The following is a 17,550-nucleotide window of genomic DNA, read 5'->3' on the forward strand; positions in this document are numbered from 1 at the left end:
GAGTGATTTTGTTCGGAATGGATTGCGCCGATGAACCACGTCGGCCTCAAGTCCGAGAGGACCATATCCATACCGGCAGGAGCCACAAAATCGTGAATCACGCTATGGTGTGAACGAAACCACTAATTCACACCTTCGGGTGAGACGACGGTTTTGCATGTTTAAGGTTCACCTGCGGGCTGACCTGCGAAAACACGCGAATGCCACGAAGCCGTCATTAGTTGCGACGTAAAATGAATTCCGCGTGCCAGGCTCCGGAGACGCCTGTGACCTGGCTCAACGAGGCGGGCGGCGGTCCACGATCCGCTTCATCTTGCCGACCGACCGCTCGATCCCACCCGGCGCGACGACCTCCACGGCGACGGTGACGCCGATGGAGTTCTTGACGAGCTTCCTGAGCTGAGCCCCCGCGTCGCCGGCGGCGGCGTCCTCGCGGTGTTCCACCAGAACAGTCAGGTCGTCGAGGTTGCCCGTGCGGCTCAGCACGCACTGGAAGTGCGGCGACAACGCGGGAACGCGGAGGATCAGCTCCTCGATCTGCGTCGGGAACAGGTTGACGCCGCGCAGGATGATCATGTCGTCGGTGCGGCCGGTGATCTTCTCGATCCGGCGCATCGACCGCGCGGTACCCGGCAGCAGGCGAGTCAGGTCGCGGGTGCGGTAGCGGATGATCGGCATGGCCTGCTTGGTCAGCGAGGTGAACACGAGTTCGCCCTCCTCGCCGTCGGGCAGCACCTCGCCGGTGACCGGGTCGATGATCTCCGGGTAGAAGTGGTCCTCCCAGACGTGCAGGCCGTCCTTGGTCTCCACGCACTCGCTCGCCACGCCCGGCCCGATCACCTCGGACAGGCCGTAGATGTCGACGGCGTGCATGTCCAGGCGCTGCTCCATCTCGCGGCGCATGTCGTTCGTCCACGGCTCGGCGCCGAAGATGCCGACCTTCAGCGACGTCGAGCGCGGGTCGACGCCCTGGCGCTCCATCTCGTCGATGATCGACAGCATGTAGGACGGCGTCACCATGATGACGTCCGGCTCGAAGTCGCGGATCAGCTGGACCTGCCGCTCGGTCATGCCGCCGGAGACCGGGACCACCGTGCAGCCCAGGCGTTCGGCACCCGCGTGCGCACCCAGGCCACCGGTGAACAGGCCGTAGCCGTAGGCGTTGTGCAGGATGTGCCCGGCCCGGCCACCCGCGGCGCGGATGCTGCGCGCCATCACGGTCGCCCACGTGTCGAGGTCGTCCCGCGTGTAACCGACGACGGTCGGCTTGCCGGTGGTGCCGGAGGAGGCGTGCACGCGCACGACATCGGTGCGCGGCACCGCGAACATGCCGAACGGGTAGTTGCCGCGCAGGTCCGCTTTGGCGGTGAACGGCAGCTTTGCCAGATCCCCCAGCGTTTTCACGTCATCGGGGTGTATCCCGGCCGCGTCGAACGAGGCGCGGTAGTGCGGCACGTTCTCGTACGCGTGCCGGACCGACCACCGCAGCCGTTCGAGCTGCAGCGCTCGCAGCTCGTCCACCGATGCGGTCTCGATCGGCTCCAGCTCACCCGGCTGAGGGCTCAGGTCCAGCATCGCGTCCTCCTCGGTTGCCCGCTGCCGGGCAGGGTAGTTGACCGAACGAACATTCGGTAAGTATCGTCCGCCGTGACCGGCGTCTCAGCGAGGAGAACGCAGTGACCGCAGCGACGTTCGAAGACTGGGAAGACCGCATCTGCAACACCTTCGTGCCGTTGCGGGCCCGGTGTGAGTCGGACGTGGCGAGCTTCAGCGGTGACGTCGGTTCCGCGCCGCTGGGGTCCGTCCTGCTGGCCGAGGTCGCCGCCTCGCACGCCGTGGTCGAACGCACCCGGCGGCTGATCCGCAAGGACGACCCCGAGCTGTACAAGTTCGGGCTGCAGGTGAGCGGCACGAGCGTCATCGAACAGGACGACCGCCGGGCCCGGCTGCTGCCCGGCGACCTCGCCATCTACGACACCTCCCGGCCGTACCGGATCTCGTTCGGCGACGACTTCCGCATGACCATCGCGATGTTCCCGCGCAAGCTCGTCCGGTTGCCGGAGCACCACATGGCGGGCCTCACCGCGGTCCGTCTCGCCGGCGATTCGGGGCTGGGTTCGCTGATCGCGCCGCTGATGAAGGGCCTGAGCGCCGAGCTCAGCGCGACCAGGCCGGTCATCGCGACACACCTCGGTGACGCCGTGGTCGACCTGGTGACCGCCGCGTTCGCCCAGCAGATGCAGCAGCCGCTCGACGGGCCCGCCTCGCACCGCGCCCTGCTGGCGCGCGTCGGCAAGTTCATCGATGACAACCTGCACGACCCGGACCTGTCGTCCAAGGCCGTCGCCGACGCGCACTTCGTCTCCGTCCGGTACCTGCAGAAGGTCTTCGAGGCGGAGGGCACCTCGGTGTCGGCGATGATCCGCGGCCGCCGCCTGGAACGCTGCCGGCGCGACCTCGCCGACCCGCGGTGCGCCGGCGTCCCGATCGCGAACGTCGGCCACCGCTGGGGTTTCACCGATCCCGCGCACTTCTCCCGGCTGTTCCGCGGGGCGTACGGCCAGTCGCCGCGCGAGTACCGCAAGAACCGTCCTTAGAGGACGACCGTCACGACCTTCTCCTCGGTGTTGGCGAGGATCCCGGCCCAGCCCAGCTCGCGTCCGATGCCGCTGGACTTCATGCCGCCCCAGGGCAGGGCGGGGTCGATGGCCGCCCACCCGTTGACCCACACCGCACCCGCGCGCACCTTCGCGGCCAGCGTGTGCGCGAGCGAGACGTCCCGCGTCCAGATCGTCGCGGCCAGGCCGTAGGCGGTGTCGTTGGCGATCGCGAGGGCCTCGTCGGTGGTGTCGAACCCGATGACCGCGCCGACCGGTCCGAAGATCTCCTCGCGGGCGATGGTCGAGCCGTTGTCGACGTCCGCGAAGATGGTGGGACGCACGAAGAAGCCCGGCTTGTCGACCTTGCCGCCACCGGCGACCAGCCGCGCGCCCTCGGCCTTGCCCTTCTCGATGTAGTCGACGACCCGCTGCTGCTGGCGCGCGTTGACCAACGAGCCCATCGTGGTCTCACCGTCGAACGGGTCGCCGAGTACCTGCGCCTCCGCGGCCTGGGCCAGCGCGTTCACCACGGTGTCGTAGTGGGAGCGGTGCACCAGGATCCGGGTGCCGGCCGCGCACACCTCGCCCTGGTTGAAGAACAGTCCCATCGCGATGCCCTGGACCGCCGCCTCGACGTCGGCGTCCTCGAGCACGATCTGCGGGCTCTTGCCGCCCAGTTCCAGGGTGACGCGCTTGAACGTGTCCGCGGCGGACTTCTGGATCTGCCTGCCGACCTCGGGCGATCCCGTGAAGCTGATCTTGTCGACGTCGGGGTGGGCGACGAGCGCGGCGCCCGTGACGCCACCGAGCCCCGGCACGACGTTCACGACTCCGGCCGGGAAACCGGCCTCCTCCACCAGCTTGCCCAGGTGCAGGACGGACAGCGGCGCGTCCTCGGCCGGCTTGACCACGACCGTGTTGCCCGCGGCGAGCGCCGGGCCGAGCTTCCAGGCCGCGATCATCAACGGCGTGTTCCACGGGATGATCGCGCCGATGACGCCGACCGGTTCACGCACGGTGTAGGAGTGCGTCCTGGCCATGCCGAGGTAACCGGCCGTCGGGATGGTCGCGCCCTGGATCTTGTCGGCCCAGCCGGCGAAGTGCCGGAAGGTGGCCACGGTGTTCGGCACGTCCAGCAGTCCGGGCTGCGCGAACGGCTTGCCGATGTCGAGCGCCTCCAGGCGTTGCAGGACCTCGGCGTCCCGTTCCACCAGGTCCGCGAGCCTGTTCAGCAACGCACCCCGCGTGACTCCCGGCGTGTCACCCCAGACGCCGTCCAACGCGGCGCGAGCGGCGCGCACCGCGCGGTCGACGTCCTCGGCGCTGCCGTTCGCGACCCTGGCCAGCACCTCGCCGGTCGCGGGGTTGAGGTCCTCGAACGTCTCCGCCGCGTCCGACCAGGTGCCGTCGATGAACAGCCCGGTGGTGAACCCGGCCTCCGGCTCAGCGGTGAGTGTCATGGCGTCCTCCTGCGTACGTGTCGGTGCTTGCCGTCACGCTCGCAGGAGCCCGCTTCCACGACTTGTGCGTTGACGCACGCGCCTTGACCGGCGGCGCTCGGCGCCGCCTGCCGGCGCGTGCCCAGCCGTTCCGGTGGTGAGATTGACGAGGGGAGCTACAGGTCCGCCATCGCCGACGCCGGAGCCTCGACGCAGTCGGCGACGAACCGGAGGAAGCCTCCCGCGGTGCCACCGTCGCAGACCCGGTGGTCGAACACGAGCGACAGCTGCACGATGTGCCGCGGCACGACCTCGCCGCCGACCACCCACGGTCGCGGCAGGATCCGGCCCATCCCGAGGATCGCGACCTCGGGATGGTTGATGATCGCGGCGCTGCCGTCGACCCCGAGCACGCCGTAGTTGTTCAGGGTGAACGAACCCGAGCTCAGCTCCGCCGCCGTGGCGGTGCCCTCGCGTGCCGCCGCGGTGAGCCTGCGGATCTCCGTGTCGAGGCCGCGCATGCTCAGGCGGTGCGCGTCCCTGATCGCCGGGACCACCAGGCCCCGGTCGGTCTGCGCGGCGAGGCCGAGGTTCACGCCGTCGAGGTGGGTGATCTCGCCTCGGTCGGTGTCGACCCGGGAGTTCAGCTCCGGGAAGCGGGCGAGGCCCGCCACGACGAACCGCGCGACCATCGCCAGAATGCCTGGTGCCGCACCGGTTTCCTGGAGTGCGGAGCGGAGTTCCAGCAACGCGGTCACGTCGACGTCCACCCAGGTGGTCGCTTCGGGGATCTCGGTGCGGCTGCGGGTCAGGGTCGTGGCGACCGCCTTGCGCAGGCCCGTCAGCGGCACGCGGGTGCGGATCGGCAGGCCGGTGCGCCGGTCCACGTCGCTCGCGGCCGGCACCGGCTCGGGCACGACCACCGGCTCGGGCACGACGGTGGCGGCTTCGACGTCGCGGCGCGTGATCAGGCCGCCGGGTCCGGTGCCGGTCAGGGCGTTGAGGTCGACGCCGTTGTCGCGGGCGAGGCGGCGCACGATCGGTGACTGCACAGCGGGACGTTCCGCGGTCCGCGCCGGCGGAGTGGGCGCGGAACGGGGAACACCCTTCCTCCGGCGGCGGGAGGAGGTCGCCTCCGAGGTTCCGTAGCCGATCAGGACGTTGCCCGACCCGGCACGCTCCTCCTCGACGTAGGTTCCGGCGGCCGGTTGCCCGGCGTCGACCGAGATCAACGGGGATCCCACCTGGAGGGTGGCGCCCTCCGCACCGTGCAGTCGGGCGATCACGCCGCCGAACGGTGAGGGCACCTCCACCATCGCCTTCGCCGTCTCGACCTCCGCGACGGGCTCGTCCACGGCCACCGGGTCGCCCGCCTTGACCAGCCACCGGACCAGCACGGCCTCGGTCAGTCCCTCGCCGAGGTCGGGCAGGTCGAACACCTGGGTGCTCATGCGGCGTCCTCCCACTGCAGCGTGTCGACGGCGTCGAGGATCCGGTCCACACCGGGCAGGAAGTGGTGTTCCAGCTTCGGTGCGGGATAGGGAACGTCGAACCCGGTGACCCGGCGTACCGGCGCTTCCAGGTGGTGGAAACAGCGCTCCCCCACCCGTGCGGCGATCTCCGACGCGACCGAGGCGAAGCCGGGTGCTTCGGCGACCACCACGGCCCGGCCGGTCTGCCGGACCTCGGCGCACACGGTCTCGTCGTCGAACGGGACGATGGAGCGCAGGTCGATCACGCCCAGGTCCCGGCCCTCGGTCGCGGCCTGGGCGGCGGCGGCCAGCGCCACCGGCACGGAGGGCCCGTACGCGATCAGCGTGGCGTCCTTGCCGGGACGCCGGACCACGGCGCGGCCGATCGGCGGCACGGGTACCGACACGTCGACCTCCTCCTTGGAGAAGTAGTGCTTCTTGGGCTCCAGGAAGATCACCGGGTCGGGACTGGCGATCGCCGCGCGCAGCAGGCCGTAGGCGTCGGCGTTGGTGGCGGGCGCGACGACGGTCAGACCGGGGGTGTGCGCGTAGTAGGCCTCGGAGGAGTCGCAGTGGTGCTCCACACCGCCGATCCCGCCCGCGTAGGGGATGCGGATGACGATCGGCAGCCGCACCTTGCCGCGGGTGCGGTTGCCGATCTTCGCGACGTGGCTGACGATCTGCTCGAACGCGGGGTAGGCGAAGGCGTCGAACTGCATCTCGGCGACCGGGCGCATGCCGTTCATCGCCATTCCCACCGCCATGCCGACGATGCCGGACTCGGCCAGCGGGGTGTCGAAGACCCGGCTCTCACCGAAGTCGCGGTGCAGGCCGTCGGTCACGCGGAAGACGCCGCCCAGCTGGGCCACGTCCTCACCGAACACGACGACGGAGTCGTCCTGCGCGATGGCGTCCCGCAACGCGGCGTTGATCGCCTGCGCCATGGTCATCTTGGGCGTTGCGGAGCTCATCAGGCCTCCTCGAAGTCGAGCTCGGCACGCAGCGCCGCGCGCTGTTCCACCAGCTGCGGCGTGAGAGAGGAGTACACGTGGGTGAACAGTTCCTCGGGGTCGGCGGACGTCTCGGCGCCGACTCCCGCGCGGACCGCCGCCGCGATCTCCTCCGCGGCGGCGGCGACCTCCCGCTCGCGTTCGTCGTCGAGCGCGCCGAGACCGGTCAGGTAGGTCCGGACCCGCAGGAGCGGGTCACGCGGGAGCCAGTCCGTGACCTCGTCGTCGGTGCGGTAACGGCTGGCGTCGTCGGCGTTGGTGTGCGACTCGATGCGGTAGGTGTCCGCCTCGACCAGCGTCGGCCCCTCCCCCGCCCGAGCGCGGGCGACGGCCTCGCCGAGCACCTTCTCCAGCGCCGGCAGGTCGTTCCCGTCGACCCGCACGCCGGGCATGCCGTAGCCGATCGCCTTGGCCGCGAGCGAGGGCGCGACCGACTGGCGGGCCAGCGGCACCGAGATCGCGTACTTGTTGTTCTGCACGAAGAACACCACCGGCGCGCGGAACACGGCGGCGAAGTTGCAGGCCTCGTGGAAGTCGCCCTCGCTGGTCGCGCCGTCCCCGCACAGAGCCATCACGACCGTGTCCTCGCCCTTGAGACGCGCGGCATGACCGACGCCGACCGCGTGCGGCAACTGGGTCGCGAGCGGCGTGGCCTGGGGCGCGACCTTGTGCTCGTTCGGGTCGTAGCCGCAGTGCCAGTCCCCGCGCAGCAGGGTGAGCACCTCGACCGGGTCGACACCGCGGGCGGCGATCGCGGCCGAGTCGCGGTAGGTCGGGAACAGCCAGTCGCCGTCCGCGAGCACCGAGGCGCAGGCGACCTGGCAGGCCTCCTGACCCCGTGAGGACGGGTAGACGGCCAGCCGTCCCTGGCGGACCAGCGCCCCCGCCTGTTCGTTCAGCCTGCGAGCGAACACGAGCTTGCGGTACCCCTCCAGCAGGGCCTCGACGTCCGGCACCGGCGCTCCCCTGACCAGTCGCCCGGAATGGTCCAGCAACCGGGCCGGGGTGATGGCCGCCTTGAGCTGACCGGCACTCATCCGCACCTCCACGAGCAGTTACACCAGGCCCGAATGTTGCCTAGATTGGTGGCCGATCGGCTACGACCGCGCCACATGGCGAGACGATTGGTTTGCAGTTTCGATTCAGCTGGTCCGGTTGGCTCATGCCGCCGCTCTTCTGACCTCGGGAGTGAGACACGTGAACACGGAGCTGGACGAGATCGACCGCCGGATCCTGCGCGAACTGGAGGCGGACGGGCGGTTGTCCGGGCGTGCGCTGGCCGAACGCGTGACGATCTCGCGCGCGAACGCCTACGCCCGGTTCGACCGTCTGGTGGCGGACAAGGTGATCACCGGTTTCACCGCGCGGGTGGACCCGGTCAAGGTCGGGCTGACCACGTCGGCCTACGTGGCGATGACGGTGCGGCAGAACACCTGGCGCGACCTGCAGGCACAGCTCCGCGTCATTCCCGAGGTGCGGCACATGGCGCTGATGGGCGGCGAGTTCGACGTGATGCTGCTCGTCAGGGCGGAGGGGAACAACGCGTTGCGCCGCGTCGTCCTGGAACAGCTGCAGACGATCCCCGGAGTGCTGTCGACCAAGACGTTCCTGATCTTCGAGGACTCCGGGAACTGAGTTGCCCGCGTCACATCGGGTGGAAGTTGACACTGGTGTCATCGAATAGCTTCGCGTCGTCTTCTTCTCGACGTTCCAGGAGCTGTACGCGATGAGCAAAGTGTTGGGGTACAAGAGTTTCGGCTCGGCCGAGGTCCAGGAGTTCTTCGAGCGGGCCGACCCGTCGCCCGGTCCGTCCGAGGTCCTGGTCCGCGTCGCGGCCGCCGGGGTCAACCCGCTCGACCACCTGCTGCGGTCCGGGCACGTTCCCGCGTTGAACGGTGAGCTGCCCTTCCCGCAGGTGCTGGGGATGGAGGCGGCCGGGAAGGTGCTCGCGGTCGGCGAGGACGTGACCGGTCTGGCCGTCGGCGACCGCGTCACCGGATTCGCGCTGACCGGTGCGGGCACGTACGCGGAAACGACGCTGCTGCTCGGCGAGTCCACGGCTCGAATCCCCGACGCGCTACCGAACACGTGGGCCGCGACCATCCCCGTCGCCGGCACCACCGCGCTGGACGTGCTCGACCAGCTCGACCTGCCCGCGTGGGCCTCGTTGCTGGTGAACGGGATCGGTGGCGGCGTCGGCATCGCGCTCGCCCAGATCGCGCGCGACCGCGGTCTGACCGTGGCCGGTACGGCCGGCACGGCCAAGCGGGACCTGGTGACGGCCGTCGGCGCGTCCTTTGTGGACTACACCGGCGGCGGCGTCGCGGACCGGCTCCGCGCGCACGCCCCGGACGGCTTCGACGCCGTGGTCGACACCGTCGGCGGCGAGTCCCTGCGCGAGGTCGCCACGCTGGGGACGAGGCTCGTCTCCGTCGGCGACCAGTCGGTGACCGAGCTCGGCGGTGTGTTCGTCCACCGCCGCCTCGACCGGGCGAGCCTCGAACGCGTCGCCGACCTGATGACGACCGGGCGGCTCGACCCGCACATCACGCGGACCTACCCGCTCGCGCGGGCGCACGAGGCACTGGCACTCGTCGAGTCCCGGCACGCCACGGGCAAACTCGTCATCGACCTGAGCCTCTGACCGCGGTCAGCCGGTGCCGATCCGCTGCCGGTGCCGGGTGTTGCCCTCGATCAGCTGGTCCAGGGCGGCCCTGGCCTCGACGAGCCGGGTGATGTCGGCGGTCAGCCGGTCGCGTTCCGCGGCCATCGTGGTGAAGGCGTCTTCGGCGACTTCCCCGTCGTCACTGTCCACACAGGGCAGCAGGCGGGCGATCACCTTGCTGTGCAGCCCCGCGTCGAACAGCCGCCGGATCATCTCGACCCGCGCGACCTCCGTCGCCGCGTAGTGCCGCTGACCGCCGACGGACCGCGTGCTGTGCATCAGACCCTGTTGCTCGTAGTACCGCAGCGAGCGGGCGCTGACCCCGGTCAGCCGGGCCAGTGCACCGATCTTCATGGTCGCGGCGGGAGCAGTCGTGGTCACGAGAACCAGCCTAGTGGTGTGGCTCGTGACGTTGCCGGGCGAATTCGCGGTCAGACGGGTGCATCGTGGTGCCGCCCCTACGTCGTCGTACTGGTTGTACGGGGGCGTGGGGGCGGTGCCGCGAGGCGCCCTGCTGAGCGTGAATTACCCAGCCCACGTTCCGGGCCACGCCACTGGCTCCGAGGGAACCACGGTGCGGCAGGACGAGCGGGCCGCTCCTGCGGCCGACGTCATCTTCGTGAGACGAAACCGGCGAGAGCGGAGGACAACTGAGTTCGACGGCGCACGCCGAGCTTGCGGTAGATGCTGGTGAGGTGGAACTCGATCGTGCGCCGGGACACGCTCAACTTGTGCGCGATCTCGTCGTTCGAGTTCCCTTCGAGTACCAGGCTGGCCACGCGATACTCGTGCGGTGTCAGGGAAAGCGCGTTGTTGCGGCGACCGGGCGGTACGACCTTCGTCGGCTCGGCGGGTCGCGGGATCCGCACGTGCCGGGTGGAACCGGCCGCCAAGCCCTCGAGCCGCTCTCCGGGTTCCACGACGACGCCACACTGCTCGCCGAGCATCTTCGCCTCGACGAGGTGGCGCCGGGCGGTGTCGCGTTGTCCCTTCTCCCACAGCGTCATGGCGAGTTCCAGCAGCACCTGGGCGTGCAGCATCCGGGCGGGCGACTTCCTCAACAGCGAATCCGCCTCGGTCAGCCACGGAGCAGCGGCGGCACCGCCTGTCACGACGCCCACGGTCAGTAACGCGCGGGCGATGGCGGACGGCGCGCCCCACTCGCGTGCCAGCTTCAGCTCCCGCAGCGCCAGGTCGAGTGCCGGCTGACGCTGGCCGAGCCGGAGCTTGGCCAGCGCCGCGTAGGAGCGCCAGGGACGTACGGCCGGATTGGACAGTCCCCAGGACTCGAACCGCTCACCACATTCGAGCTGGTCGGCGAGTGCCCCGTCGGTGTCGCCGAGCTCCATCCGTAACGCGCCCCTGGCATGCAGAAGCACGGTGTGGTGCCAGGTGTGCGGCAGCGTCTTGGCCCTGCCCGGCGGCAGAGCCGCCTCCGCCGCGTCGATGTCGCCGAGCATCAGCTGAGCACGCACTTGGGAGTCGAGGGCGTAGACGGTCCCGAAGTGGTCCTGCGGCAGTTTCGCCTTCCGTGCCGCGGACAACGCGAGCCTGGCGTCCGCGACGGCCTCGGTGAAGGCCCCGCAATGGTAATGCGCCCGGGACCGGACGGTGTGACCGAGCACCTCGATCAACGACAGCCCCTCCCGGTGCGCCTCGAGCAGGATCTCGTTGCAGTAGCGCATGACGAGCTCGGCCTCGTCCGCGCGGATGAGGGAGTTGAACACCCCGAGCAGTCGCTGCGGATGCTGCAGCAGGGCGGCCGCGCCGTCCGACATCGCCGCGAGCGCCGCCTTTCGGCACAACGCCAGGTCGACGCCCCTGTTGCTGGCGTCCTCGGCCATCAACGCCGCCAGCTTGCGACCACGCGCGTCGCCACGGCGCCACTCCTGCTCGTCGAACCGGCGAAGATCCACCTGATCGGCCGTGGGATCGCGGGACGGCACCGTGACCCGCTTCAGCAGGTGCAACATGTCGATGGCGGCCGGAATCCTCGGCCCGATCTCGTCGATGGTCCGGCGCAGCATCTCCGTCGCCTTCTCGTACGCACCGTCGAGGTACAGGACCTGGGCGAGCCTGCACACGACCGCGACCGTCTTCTCCGGGTCGTCGAGCTCGCTCATGCCCTCCTCGATGTGCACGGCCGCCATCCGGGGGTCGAAGTAGGTCTCGGCGAGACCGAGCCGCAGCACCAGATCTCGCCGTTGCGCGGCGGAAAGGTCCTCCTGCAGAGCCCTCGCGAGGAGCTTCGCGCCGGACTGGGGATCGCCCTCGGTGATCAGGGTGTCCGCGGCGGTCCGCAGCATCTCCACCGCCCACGAGCCCAGCCGCAGGGACGTCCGCAGCACGTGGCGTGCGGTCAGGGGCGAGGGCGCCCGCGTGTGGTGCAGGTACCGCGCGGCCTTGGCGTGTAACTCCTCGCGTTCTCCGTAGCTGACCGCGCTCTCGATCCCGCTCGTGATCACCGAGTGTGCGAACGTGAGCTTTCCTTCTGGTGCGAGCAGACCCATTCCCTCGAGCTGCCGCACCTCCTCGGCGGCCGCGCCGCTGGTCATGCCGGTGACCGCGGCCAGGAGTTGCAGGTCGGGCGGCGCGACGATCGCCAACGCCTTGGCGATCTCGACGAGTTCGCGCGACTGGCGGTTGAGCCGCGCGAGCACGGACCGGCCGAGCTCTTCGGGATCAGGTCTGATCAGGTGGTCCGCGGCCGCCTCGTCCGGCGGCACCGACCGTTCCCGCATCAACGACAGGATCTGGCTTGTCACCATGGGACAGCCGTTGGCGGCGTCGAGAAGGGCGTCCGTGAACTTCTCCCCGGGGATCTCTCCCAGAACCTGCTCGGTGAGGCGCGCGACGTCCCGCGTCGTGAGGACACCGAGCTTCAGGCGCTCCGAGTAGATCTCGAGTTCGGCGATCAGCAGTGGATCGGTCGGCCGTATTCCGGACGTGCGGCCCATCAGGATGGTGATCGGCAGCCTGACGACACGGTGGACAAGGTAGTTCAGCCAGCGCAGGGACGGCACGTCCGCCCACTGCAGGTCATCGATGACCAGGCAGAGAGGCGTGCGCTGGGCGAGGTCCGCCGCGACGCGGTACACGCCGCGGATTGCCTGGTGCACATGGATTTCGTCGATGTCGTCCGCTTCACGGGCGAAGTGGCCGGCGATCACGTTGTGCCCGTGCGACGCGACTTCGTCGTCCTGGCCGGATAACAGCTCCTGGTGTTCGAAGAGCTGCTGGACGACCGCGAAGGGCATCTCCCGTTCCATCGGCGACGCCGTGGCGCGGCAGACCACGAAGCCTCGTTCGGCCGCCATCGAGCACGCGGCTTCCAGGAGCGTCGTCTTGCCGATGCCGGTGGCTCCCTCGACCAGGAGCGCGGAGGGTGTCGCGGCCTTGGCTGATCCGAGAGCCTCCGTGATCCGTTCCAACTCGGTGTCGCGGCCGACTAGGCCGGTCCGGTTGTCGGGATTCCGGCGTTGACTGGCGTCGGCGTTCATTTTGAGCGCTCCGTAGTTGTGGACTAGTCCGTTCGGGTAGTTTCTCGGATCAATTTCGGCGGGTTCGGGCAGCCCTTTCTATTCCACTGGACGGGTACCCGTCCAGTCGTGTCGGCGAACCGTCTGCACCAGACCGGACGTGGCACGCGGAGGTTCGTTGCTCGCACCGGTGCAGACCTGCACCAACCAGCCTCGACAACGTTGCATCGAAGTAGGAGTTGACGTTTCTCACATGTTCGTGTGTTCATTTCCAGTCGACGCGGAATTTGGATGACGTTTTGACCCCAACAAGGCAAGCGTTGGTGAACCATCGATGTGGAGTCTTGCAACACCAGCGGTTGACTGGTCCCGTCGGGTGGATGAGGGCTGTTCCAGTTCGGTGCGGGCGGGCTCCCACTGTCTATTGAGGGCTCCAGCCGGAGGCTTCTCTTCCACAGCAGGGAACACGTGCCATGCCGCGAACGCTTCCACTGCGAAGTTGACCGCTGCGGATTTCCGCAGTTAATCCCGATTCGTGGCGACTAATGTAATGGACGTCATACCGGCGTGGATGGCTCACGGGTCTCTCATGTGACGCCATGCACAGTCAAGGTCCCGTGCCTGACGATCGGCACATTGCTGATCCAACCCCACTGGTTGGTGCTATGCCGCCTCCTGGTCTCGCGCATCGATGTGATCACAGTACTTCCGCCAGGAACGATGGGAATTTCGATCTCAACGGGCGGGAGACCCTTCGGGTCGCTGATCGCTTCGGTGGCCGAGAAGAGACGGTCTGCCGTCTGCCGCTGTGGTTTTCCCCAGTGCGCCGGCGACTGTCCCGGTTCATGCTCGGCGACGAAGTTCCTGCGACGGAACCGAATTCGCCGCGCGAACGGCGCGGGGCCGCGTCGCCACGCAGGGCAGCGTGGCCGGCAAGCCGACCGGAGGCGGCGTGGTGACTTCCGGACCTCAGAGTCGACATACGTGGATTGGCAACGGTGGGTAGTGATGACTGAGTCTGATGTGGTGCGGGAATCGGCGTTGGCCGGTCGGGTCGTGCTCTGGGAGGAGTCGGCGCGGGACGGGGCGCAGGGCAAGACGCTGATGAGCCCGGAGTTCCGGGTGCGGCTGGCGCGCGAGCAGGGAGCGATCTTCGGCGACGACGGACCCCGGCACGTCGTCTTCGCCGCGGGTTTCCCGGCGGTGTGCAGGGAGGAGTTCGAGGCGGTGCGCCGGGTCGCGGTGGAGGCCGAGGGCACGGTGAGCCCCGCCGCGGTGTGCCGCGGCACGGCCGCTGACGTGCGGCAGGCGGTGGCTTCGGTACAGGGCGTGGCGCATGCGCGGGTGATGCTCGTCGTTCCGGCGTCCGAGGCAATGTCGCAGATCATGACGCACCGGACCGCTGCTGAGGCCGTCCGTGCCGGTGCCGCGCTCGTGACCGACTCGCTGGGCGCCGGGGTCGCGGTGGACGTGTGCCTGGCCGACGCGTCCCGCGCCGATCACGGCCTGCTCGCGGACGCCTCCCGTGAACTGACCGCCGCGGGCGCGGGTGTGGTCTTCCTGGCGGACACCGTCGGCGACCAGCTACCCGCCGATGCCGCGGACATGTTCGCAGCCGCGCGCTCCGATGGCGTTGTACTCGCCTCGCACGCCCACAACGACCTCGGCCTGGGACTCGCCAACACGCTGGAAGCACTGCGCACCGGTGTGCGCGTCGTCTCGTCGTCCTGGTTGAGCATCGCGGAGCGGTCCGGTCTCGTGGCCACCGAACAGGTGCTGTTCCTGCTGGGCTACCGAGCCGACCGCGTGAAGACGCTGCTCGGCGAGGACGCCGACCCGTGGTGCACGCCCCCGGACCTGACCCGGTTGCCCGCACTGGCGCAGGCCGTGGCCGAGGAGACCGGCGTACCGCTGGGCGTGACCACGCCCGTGGTCGGTACTGGAGTCGGCACGATCTCCACCGGCACCCCGTTCGTGTACCCGGAGCTGTTCCAGCCCTTCGACCCGCGGATGCTCGGCATCGAGCCGAGCATCGTGCTCACCCACCTGGCGAGCGCCCGCGTCGTCACCGCCGTGGCCGCCCGGATGGGCCACGACCTGGATGCGGCCGGGGCACGTACGGCGATGGCGTGGGTCAAGTCCCGTGCCTACCAGCAGGGCCACGCGGTGGTGGACGATCAGGCGTTCGCCCACTACCTCGACGGAATGCGGGCTGGAGCGGGACAGCGGTGATCGTCGACATCGACGGCGCACGGGACGCCGCGGGGAGGGGCGAGGCGGTGGTGCTGCCCAACCCCTCCCCGTTGACGCACGTCGTCACCGCCACCACCCCCGCCGCCGTCAACGCCGCCAAGGGTCGCCCCGTCGGCCAGGCGGTGGCGGTGTGGGCGCACAGTCCCGGCACCATGACCGCGGTCACCTCGGTGACCAGGCTTGACCAGACGGCGGTCGCGTTGGCCCACCGGCTGCTGCTGGACGAACGCGTGACCCTGCTCGTGCCGGCGTTGCCAGACCTTCCCGGCTGGTTGGCACCTGCCACCAGGGACGGCTGGACCTTGCTGTTCGGCGCCAGCTGGAACCCGGTGCGGCCGGTGCTGGACTCGTTCCCGGTGCTGTACGTGAGCAGCGCGAACCGCACCGGCCACCAGCCCGCGGCCACGGCCGTCGAGGCCCTGGCGATGTTCCCCGCCGGCACCCCTGTGCTGGACCTCCCGGACCTCTCGGACCGGGACGGCGAGGAGCCGGTGCGCAGGGCCACCACCACGCTGCGCCTGTACCCCGACGGAAGTCTCGACCTGCACCGCCACGGCGCTCAGGACCATCCGTACCCCGATGGCTCCGCCTACCTCGAACACCTGCGCGCCCGTTACGTCGAAGCTTGAGCTGGACGATGCAGCGCGGTGACGCGACCCCACGGTCTGACGGGCACACCCGGCTCAAAGCCTTGTGGCCGTGCGGATCAGGCTCGCGAGCGCCAGCGAACGACTGTGCGCGGGCCACGCGATGTGGGTGACAACGGGCGGCGCGTCGCTCAGGGGCACGGCGGCGTGCTCCGCCCACAGCCAGGCGCGGGCCGAGTCGGGGTAGACCGCCATGGTGCGTCCGAGAGCGATCAGCTGGGCCAGCTGGGTCTGGTCGTTGATCTCGGGGCCGGGGCCGGGCGGGTACGTGCCGTGGCGGGCCCAGCGGGCGAGCGGAAGTCCGGGGACATCGCTGATCTCCGCCAGGGACAAGGACTTCCGCGCGGCGAGAGGGTGGGCGGCCGGCAGGATCGCGATCTGCCCTTCCGTCACCAGTTCCTCGCTGTCGAACCCGGCGAGCGAGTTGAACGGCGCGTGCATCAGGGCCACGTCGGCGCGGCCGTCGCGCAGCATCTGGCCCTGTTCGCACGTGCCGCTGGGCAGCACCTCGACCTCTGCGGCGTCGGGTTCGGCCGCGTAGGCGTCGAGGAGCTTGTGCAGCAGCTCGTGGGACGCACCCGCCTTCACCGCCAGCACCAGGCGGTTGCGCGGACTGCCGGCATCACCGGCGCGACGGACGCGGCGCACGGCGGCGGTGGCCGCGTCGAGGGCCGCTCGGCCCTCGTGCAGCAGCATCTCCCCGGCACCGGTCAGTGCGACGCCGCGGCGGTCCCGTTCCAGCAGGGGGACGCCGAGGCGCCGTTCGAGCTGCTGGATCGCCCGGGACAGCGGCGGCTGGGCCATGCCGAGGCGTTCGGCGGCGCGGCCGAAGTGCAGTTCCTCCGCGACGGCGATGAAGTACCGCAGCTCGCGGGTCTCCAAGGTGTCCACGACCCCAACCTACGCCGGTGCCACCGGCCGGGTCCTCACGCCGGTGCCGGCCGCGATCATCGAGTCGTTCAGGGGTCTGGGGCGATGACCGCGCCGACAGCGTGCTGTTGCAACCCAAGCACCTCATGGAGCCGTTGATACCGGCCGGGTATGACAGCGCACCACACCGGTATTGGCCGCACCGCCCAGCGGCGAGCCAACATCGACGGCATGAACGTCAACGCTCCCTCGGCGACACTTCCCGGCGGCACCTGGACCCTCGGCGACCTGACCGTCACCCGCTTCGGTTACGGCGCCATGCAGCTCGCCGGTCCGGGGGTCATGGGTCCGCCGGCCGACCACGACGGTGCGCTCGCCGTCCTGCGCGAGGCCGTCGCACTCGGGATCACCCACATCGACACCGCCGGCGCCTACGGACCACGTGTCACGAACCAGTTGATCCGCGAAGCGCTGCACCCCTACCCCGCCTCGCTGCACCTCGTGACCAAGGTCGGCGCGGTCCGCGACGAGCAGGGCGGCTGGCCCCCGGCTCGGCGGCCCGACGAGCTGCGCCGCGCGGTTCACGAGAACCTCGAAGACCTCGGCCTCGACGCGCTCGACCTCGTCAACCTCCGGCTCGGCGACGCCATGGGCACCCAGCCCGGCTCGCTCGCCGAGCCCTTCGAGACCCTGGCCGAACTCCAGCGGCAGGGCCTGATCCGGCATCTCGGGGTCAGCAACGCGACGCCCGGCCAGGTCGCCGAGGCGCGGACGATCGCGCCGATCGTGTGCGTGCAGAACATGTACAACCTCGCCCACCGCCAGGACGACGAGCTGATCGACGACCTCGCCGGCGCGGGAATCGCCTACGTGCCGTTCTTCCCGCTCGGCGGCTTCACCCCGCTGCAGTCCTCGGCACTGTCCACTGTGGCCACCCGGCTGCACGCGACGCCGATGTCGGTGGCACTGGCGTGGCTGCTGCGGCGGTCTCCCAACATCCTGCTCATCCCCGGCACCTCGTCGGTGGCGCACCTGCGGGAGAACGTCGCCGGTGCAGGCCTCGCGCTCTCCGCCGAGGACCTCGCCGAGCTGGACGAGATCGGCAGCTGACCGGG

General features: G+C 69.9%; 14 protein-coding genes. 6 read left to right on the top strand and 8 right to left on the bottom strand.

Annotated features, from left to right (window positions below; genetic code table 11):
* Nucleotides 1-276: 276 nt before the first annotated feature.
* Nucleotides 277-1,575: a phenylacetate--CoA ligase PaaK gene (paaK, locus tag ACRSBM_RS21730; RefSeq protein ID WP_434445464.1), complete on the bottom strand. Its 1,299-nt coding sequence runs from the start codon at nucleotides 1,573-1,575 to the stop codon at nucleotides 277-279.
* A 101-nt stretch (nucleotides 1,576-1,676) separates the two neighbouring features.
* On the opposite strand from paaK, the gene ACRSBM_RS21735 reads away from it, so the two are divergent.
* Nucleotides 1,677-2,597 carry a helix-turn-helix domain-containing protein gene (locus ACRSBM_RS21735; RefSeq protein WP_434445465.1) on the top strand — a complete coding sequence of 307 codons (921 nt, stop codon included), beginning with the start codon at nucleotides 1,677-1,679 and terminating at the stop codon, nucleotides 2,595-2,597.
* On the opposite strand, the gene styD is transcribed toward ACRSBM_RS21735, so the two are convergent.
* The 4 genes from styD to pdhA form a co-directional block, all read right to left on the bottom strand.
* Complete coding sequence (gene styD, locus ACRSBM_RS21740) at nucleotides 2,594-4,060, bottom strand: phenylacetaldehyde dehydrogenase StyD (protein ID WP_434445466.1); 1,467 nt, start codon at nucleotides 4,058-4,060, stop codon at nucleotides 2,594-2,596. The genes ACRSBM_RS21735 and styD overlap by 4 nt on opposite strands.
* 155 nt (nucleotides 4,061-4,215) lie before the next feature.
* The gene (locus tag ACRSBM_RS21745; RefSeq protein WP_434445467.1) at nucleotides 4,216-5,490 is read right to left on the bottom strand and encodes a dihydrolipoamide acetyltransferase family protein; all 1,275 of its coding nucleotides are present in this window, start codon (nucleotides 5,488-5,490) and stop codon (nucleotides 4,216-4,218) included.
* The gene (locus tag ACRSBM_RS21750; RefSeq protein ID WP_434445468.1) at nucleotides 5,487-6,482 is read right to left on the bottom strand and encodes an alpha-ketoacid dehydrogenase subunit beta; all 996 of its coding nucleotides are present in this window, start codon (nucleotides 6,480-6,482) and stop codon (nucleotides 5,487-5,489) included. The genes ACRSBM_RS21745 and ACRSBM_RS21750 overlap by 4 nt, the downstream gene beginning before the upstream one ends.
* Nucleotides 6,482-7,558 carry a pyruvate dehydrogenase (acetyl-transferring) E1 component subunit alpha gene (gene pdhA, locus ACRSBM_RS21755; RefSeq protein WP_434445469.1) on the bottom strand — a complete coding sequence of 359 codons (1,077 nt, stop codon included), beginning with the start codon at nucleotides 7,556-7,558 and terminating at the stop codon, nucleotides 6,482-6,484. The genes ACRSBM_RS21750 and pdhA overlap by 1 nt, the downstream gene beginning before the upstream one ends.
* Before the next feature lie 160 nt (nucleotides 7,559-7,718).
* On the opposite strand from pdhA, the gene ACRSBM_RS21760 reads away from it, so the two are divergent.
* Nucleotides 7,719-8,156, top strand: a complete 438-nt coding sequence (locus ACRSBM_RS21760) for an Lrp/AsnC family transcriptional regulator (RefSeq protein ID WP_434445470.1) — start codon at nucleotides 7,719-7,721, stop codon at nucleotides 8,154-8,156.
* 91 nt (nucleotides 8,157-8,247) lie between these two features.
* On the top strand, nucleotides 8,248-9,165 hold the full coding sequence (locus tag ACRSBM_RS21765) for an NADP-dependent oxidoreductase (RefSeq protein WP_434445471.1): 918 nt from the start codon (nucleotides 8,248-8,250) through the stop codon (nucleotides 9,163-9,165).
* A gap of 6 nt (nucleotides 9,166-9,171) precedes the next feature.
* Here ACRSBM_RS21765 and ACRSBM_RS21770 read toward each other — a convergent pair whose 3' ends face one another.
* Entirely contained in the window at nucleotides 9,172-9,567 is a 396-nt protein-coding gene (locus ACRSBM_RS21770) for a MerR family transcriptional regulator (protein WP_434445472.1), read from the bottom strand.
* A 230-nt stretch (nucleotides 9,568-9,797) separates the two neighbouring features.
* Nucleotides 9,798-12,686 (bottom strand): helix-turn-helix transcriptional regulator, encoded by a 2,889-nt coding sequence (locus tag ACRSBM_RS21775; RefSeq protein ID WP_434445473.1) that lies wholly within the window; start codon nucleotides 12,684-12,686, stop codon nucleotides 9,798-9,800.
* A gap of 987 nt (nucleotides 12,687-13,673) precedes the next feature.
* Between ACRSBM_RS21775 and ACRSBM_RS21780 the strand changes: the two genes are divergently transcribed.
* Nucleotides 13,674-14,897 (top strand): 2-isopropylmalate synthase, encoded by a 1,224-nt coding sequence (locus ACRSBM_RS21780; RefSeq protein ID WP_434445474.1) that lies wholly within the window; start codon nucleotides 13,674-13,676, stop codon nucleotides 14,895-14,897.
* A complete protein-coding gene (locus ACRSBM_RS21785) occupies nucleotides 14,894-15,547 on the top strand; it encodes a hypothetical protein (protein WP_434445475.1) in 654 nt (217 codons plus the stop codon). Before ACRSBM_RS21780 ends, ACRSBM_RS21785 begins: the two co-directional genes overlap by 4 nt.
* A 54-nt stretch (nucleotides 15,548-15,601) precedes the next feature.
* Here ACRSBM_RS21785 and ACRSBM_RS21790 read toward each other — a convergent pair whose 3' ends face one another.
* Nucleotides 15,602-16,456 carry a LysR family transcriptional regulator gene (locus ACRSBM_RS21790; RefSeq protein ID WP_434445476.1) on the bottom strand — a complete coding sequence of 285 codons (855 nt, stop codon included), beginning with the start codon at nucleotides 16,454-16,456 and terminating at the stop codon, nucleotides 15,602-15,604.
* 210 nt (nucleotides 16,457-16,666) lie between these two features.
* On the opposite strand from ACRSBM_RS21790, the gene ACRSBM_RS21795 reads away from it, so the two are divergent.
* Entirely contained in the window at nucleotides 16,667-17,545 is an 879-nt protein-coding gene (locus ACRSBM_RS21795; protein ID WP_434453170.1) for an aldo/keto reductase family oxidoreductase, read from the top strand.
* The last annotated feature ends 5 nt before the right edge of the window (nucleotides 17,546-17,550 follow it).

This window comes from Lentzea xerophila (genome assembly GCF_051094245.1).
Lineage (GTDB): Bacteria > Actinomycetota > Actinomycetes > Mycobacteriales > Pseudonocardiaceae > Lentzea > Lentzea xerophila.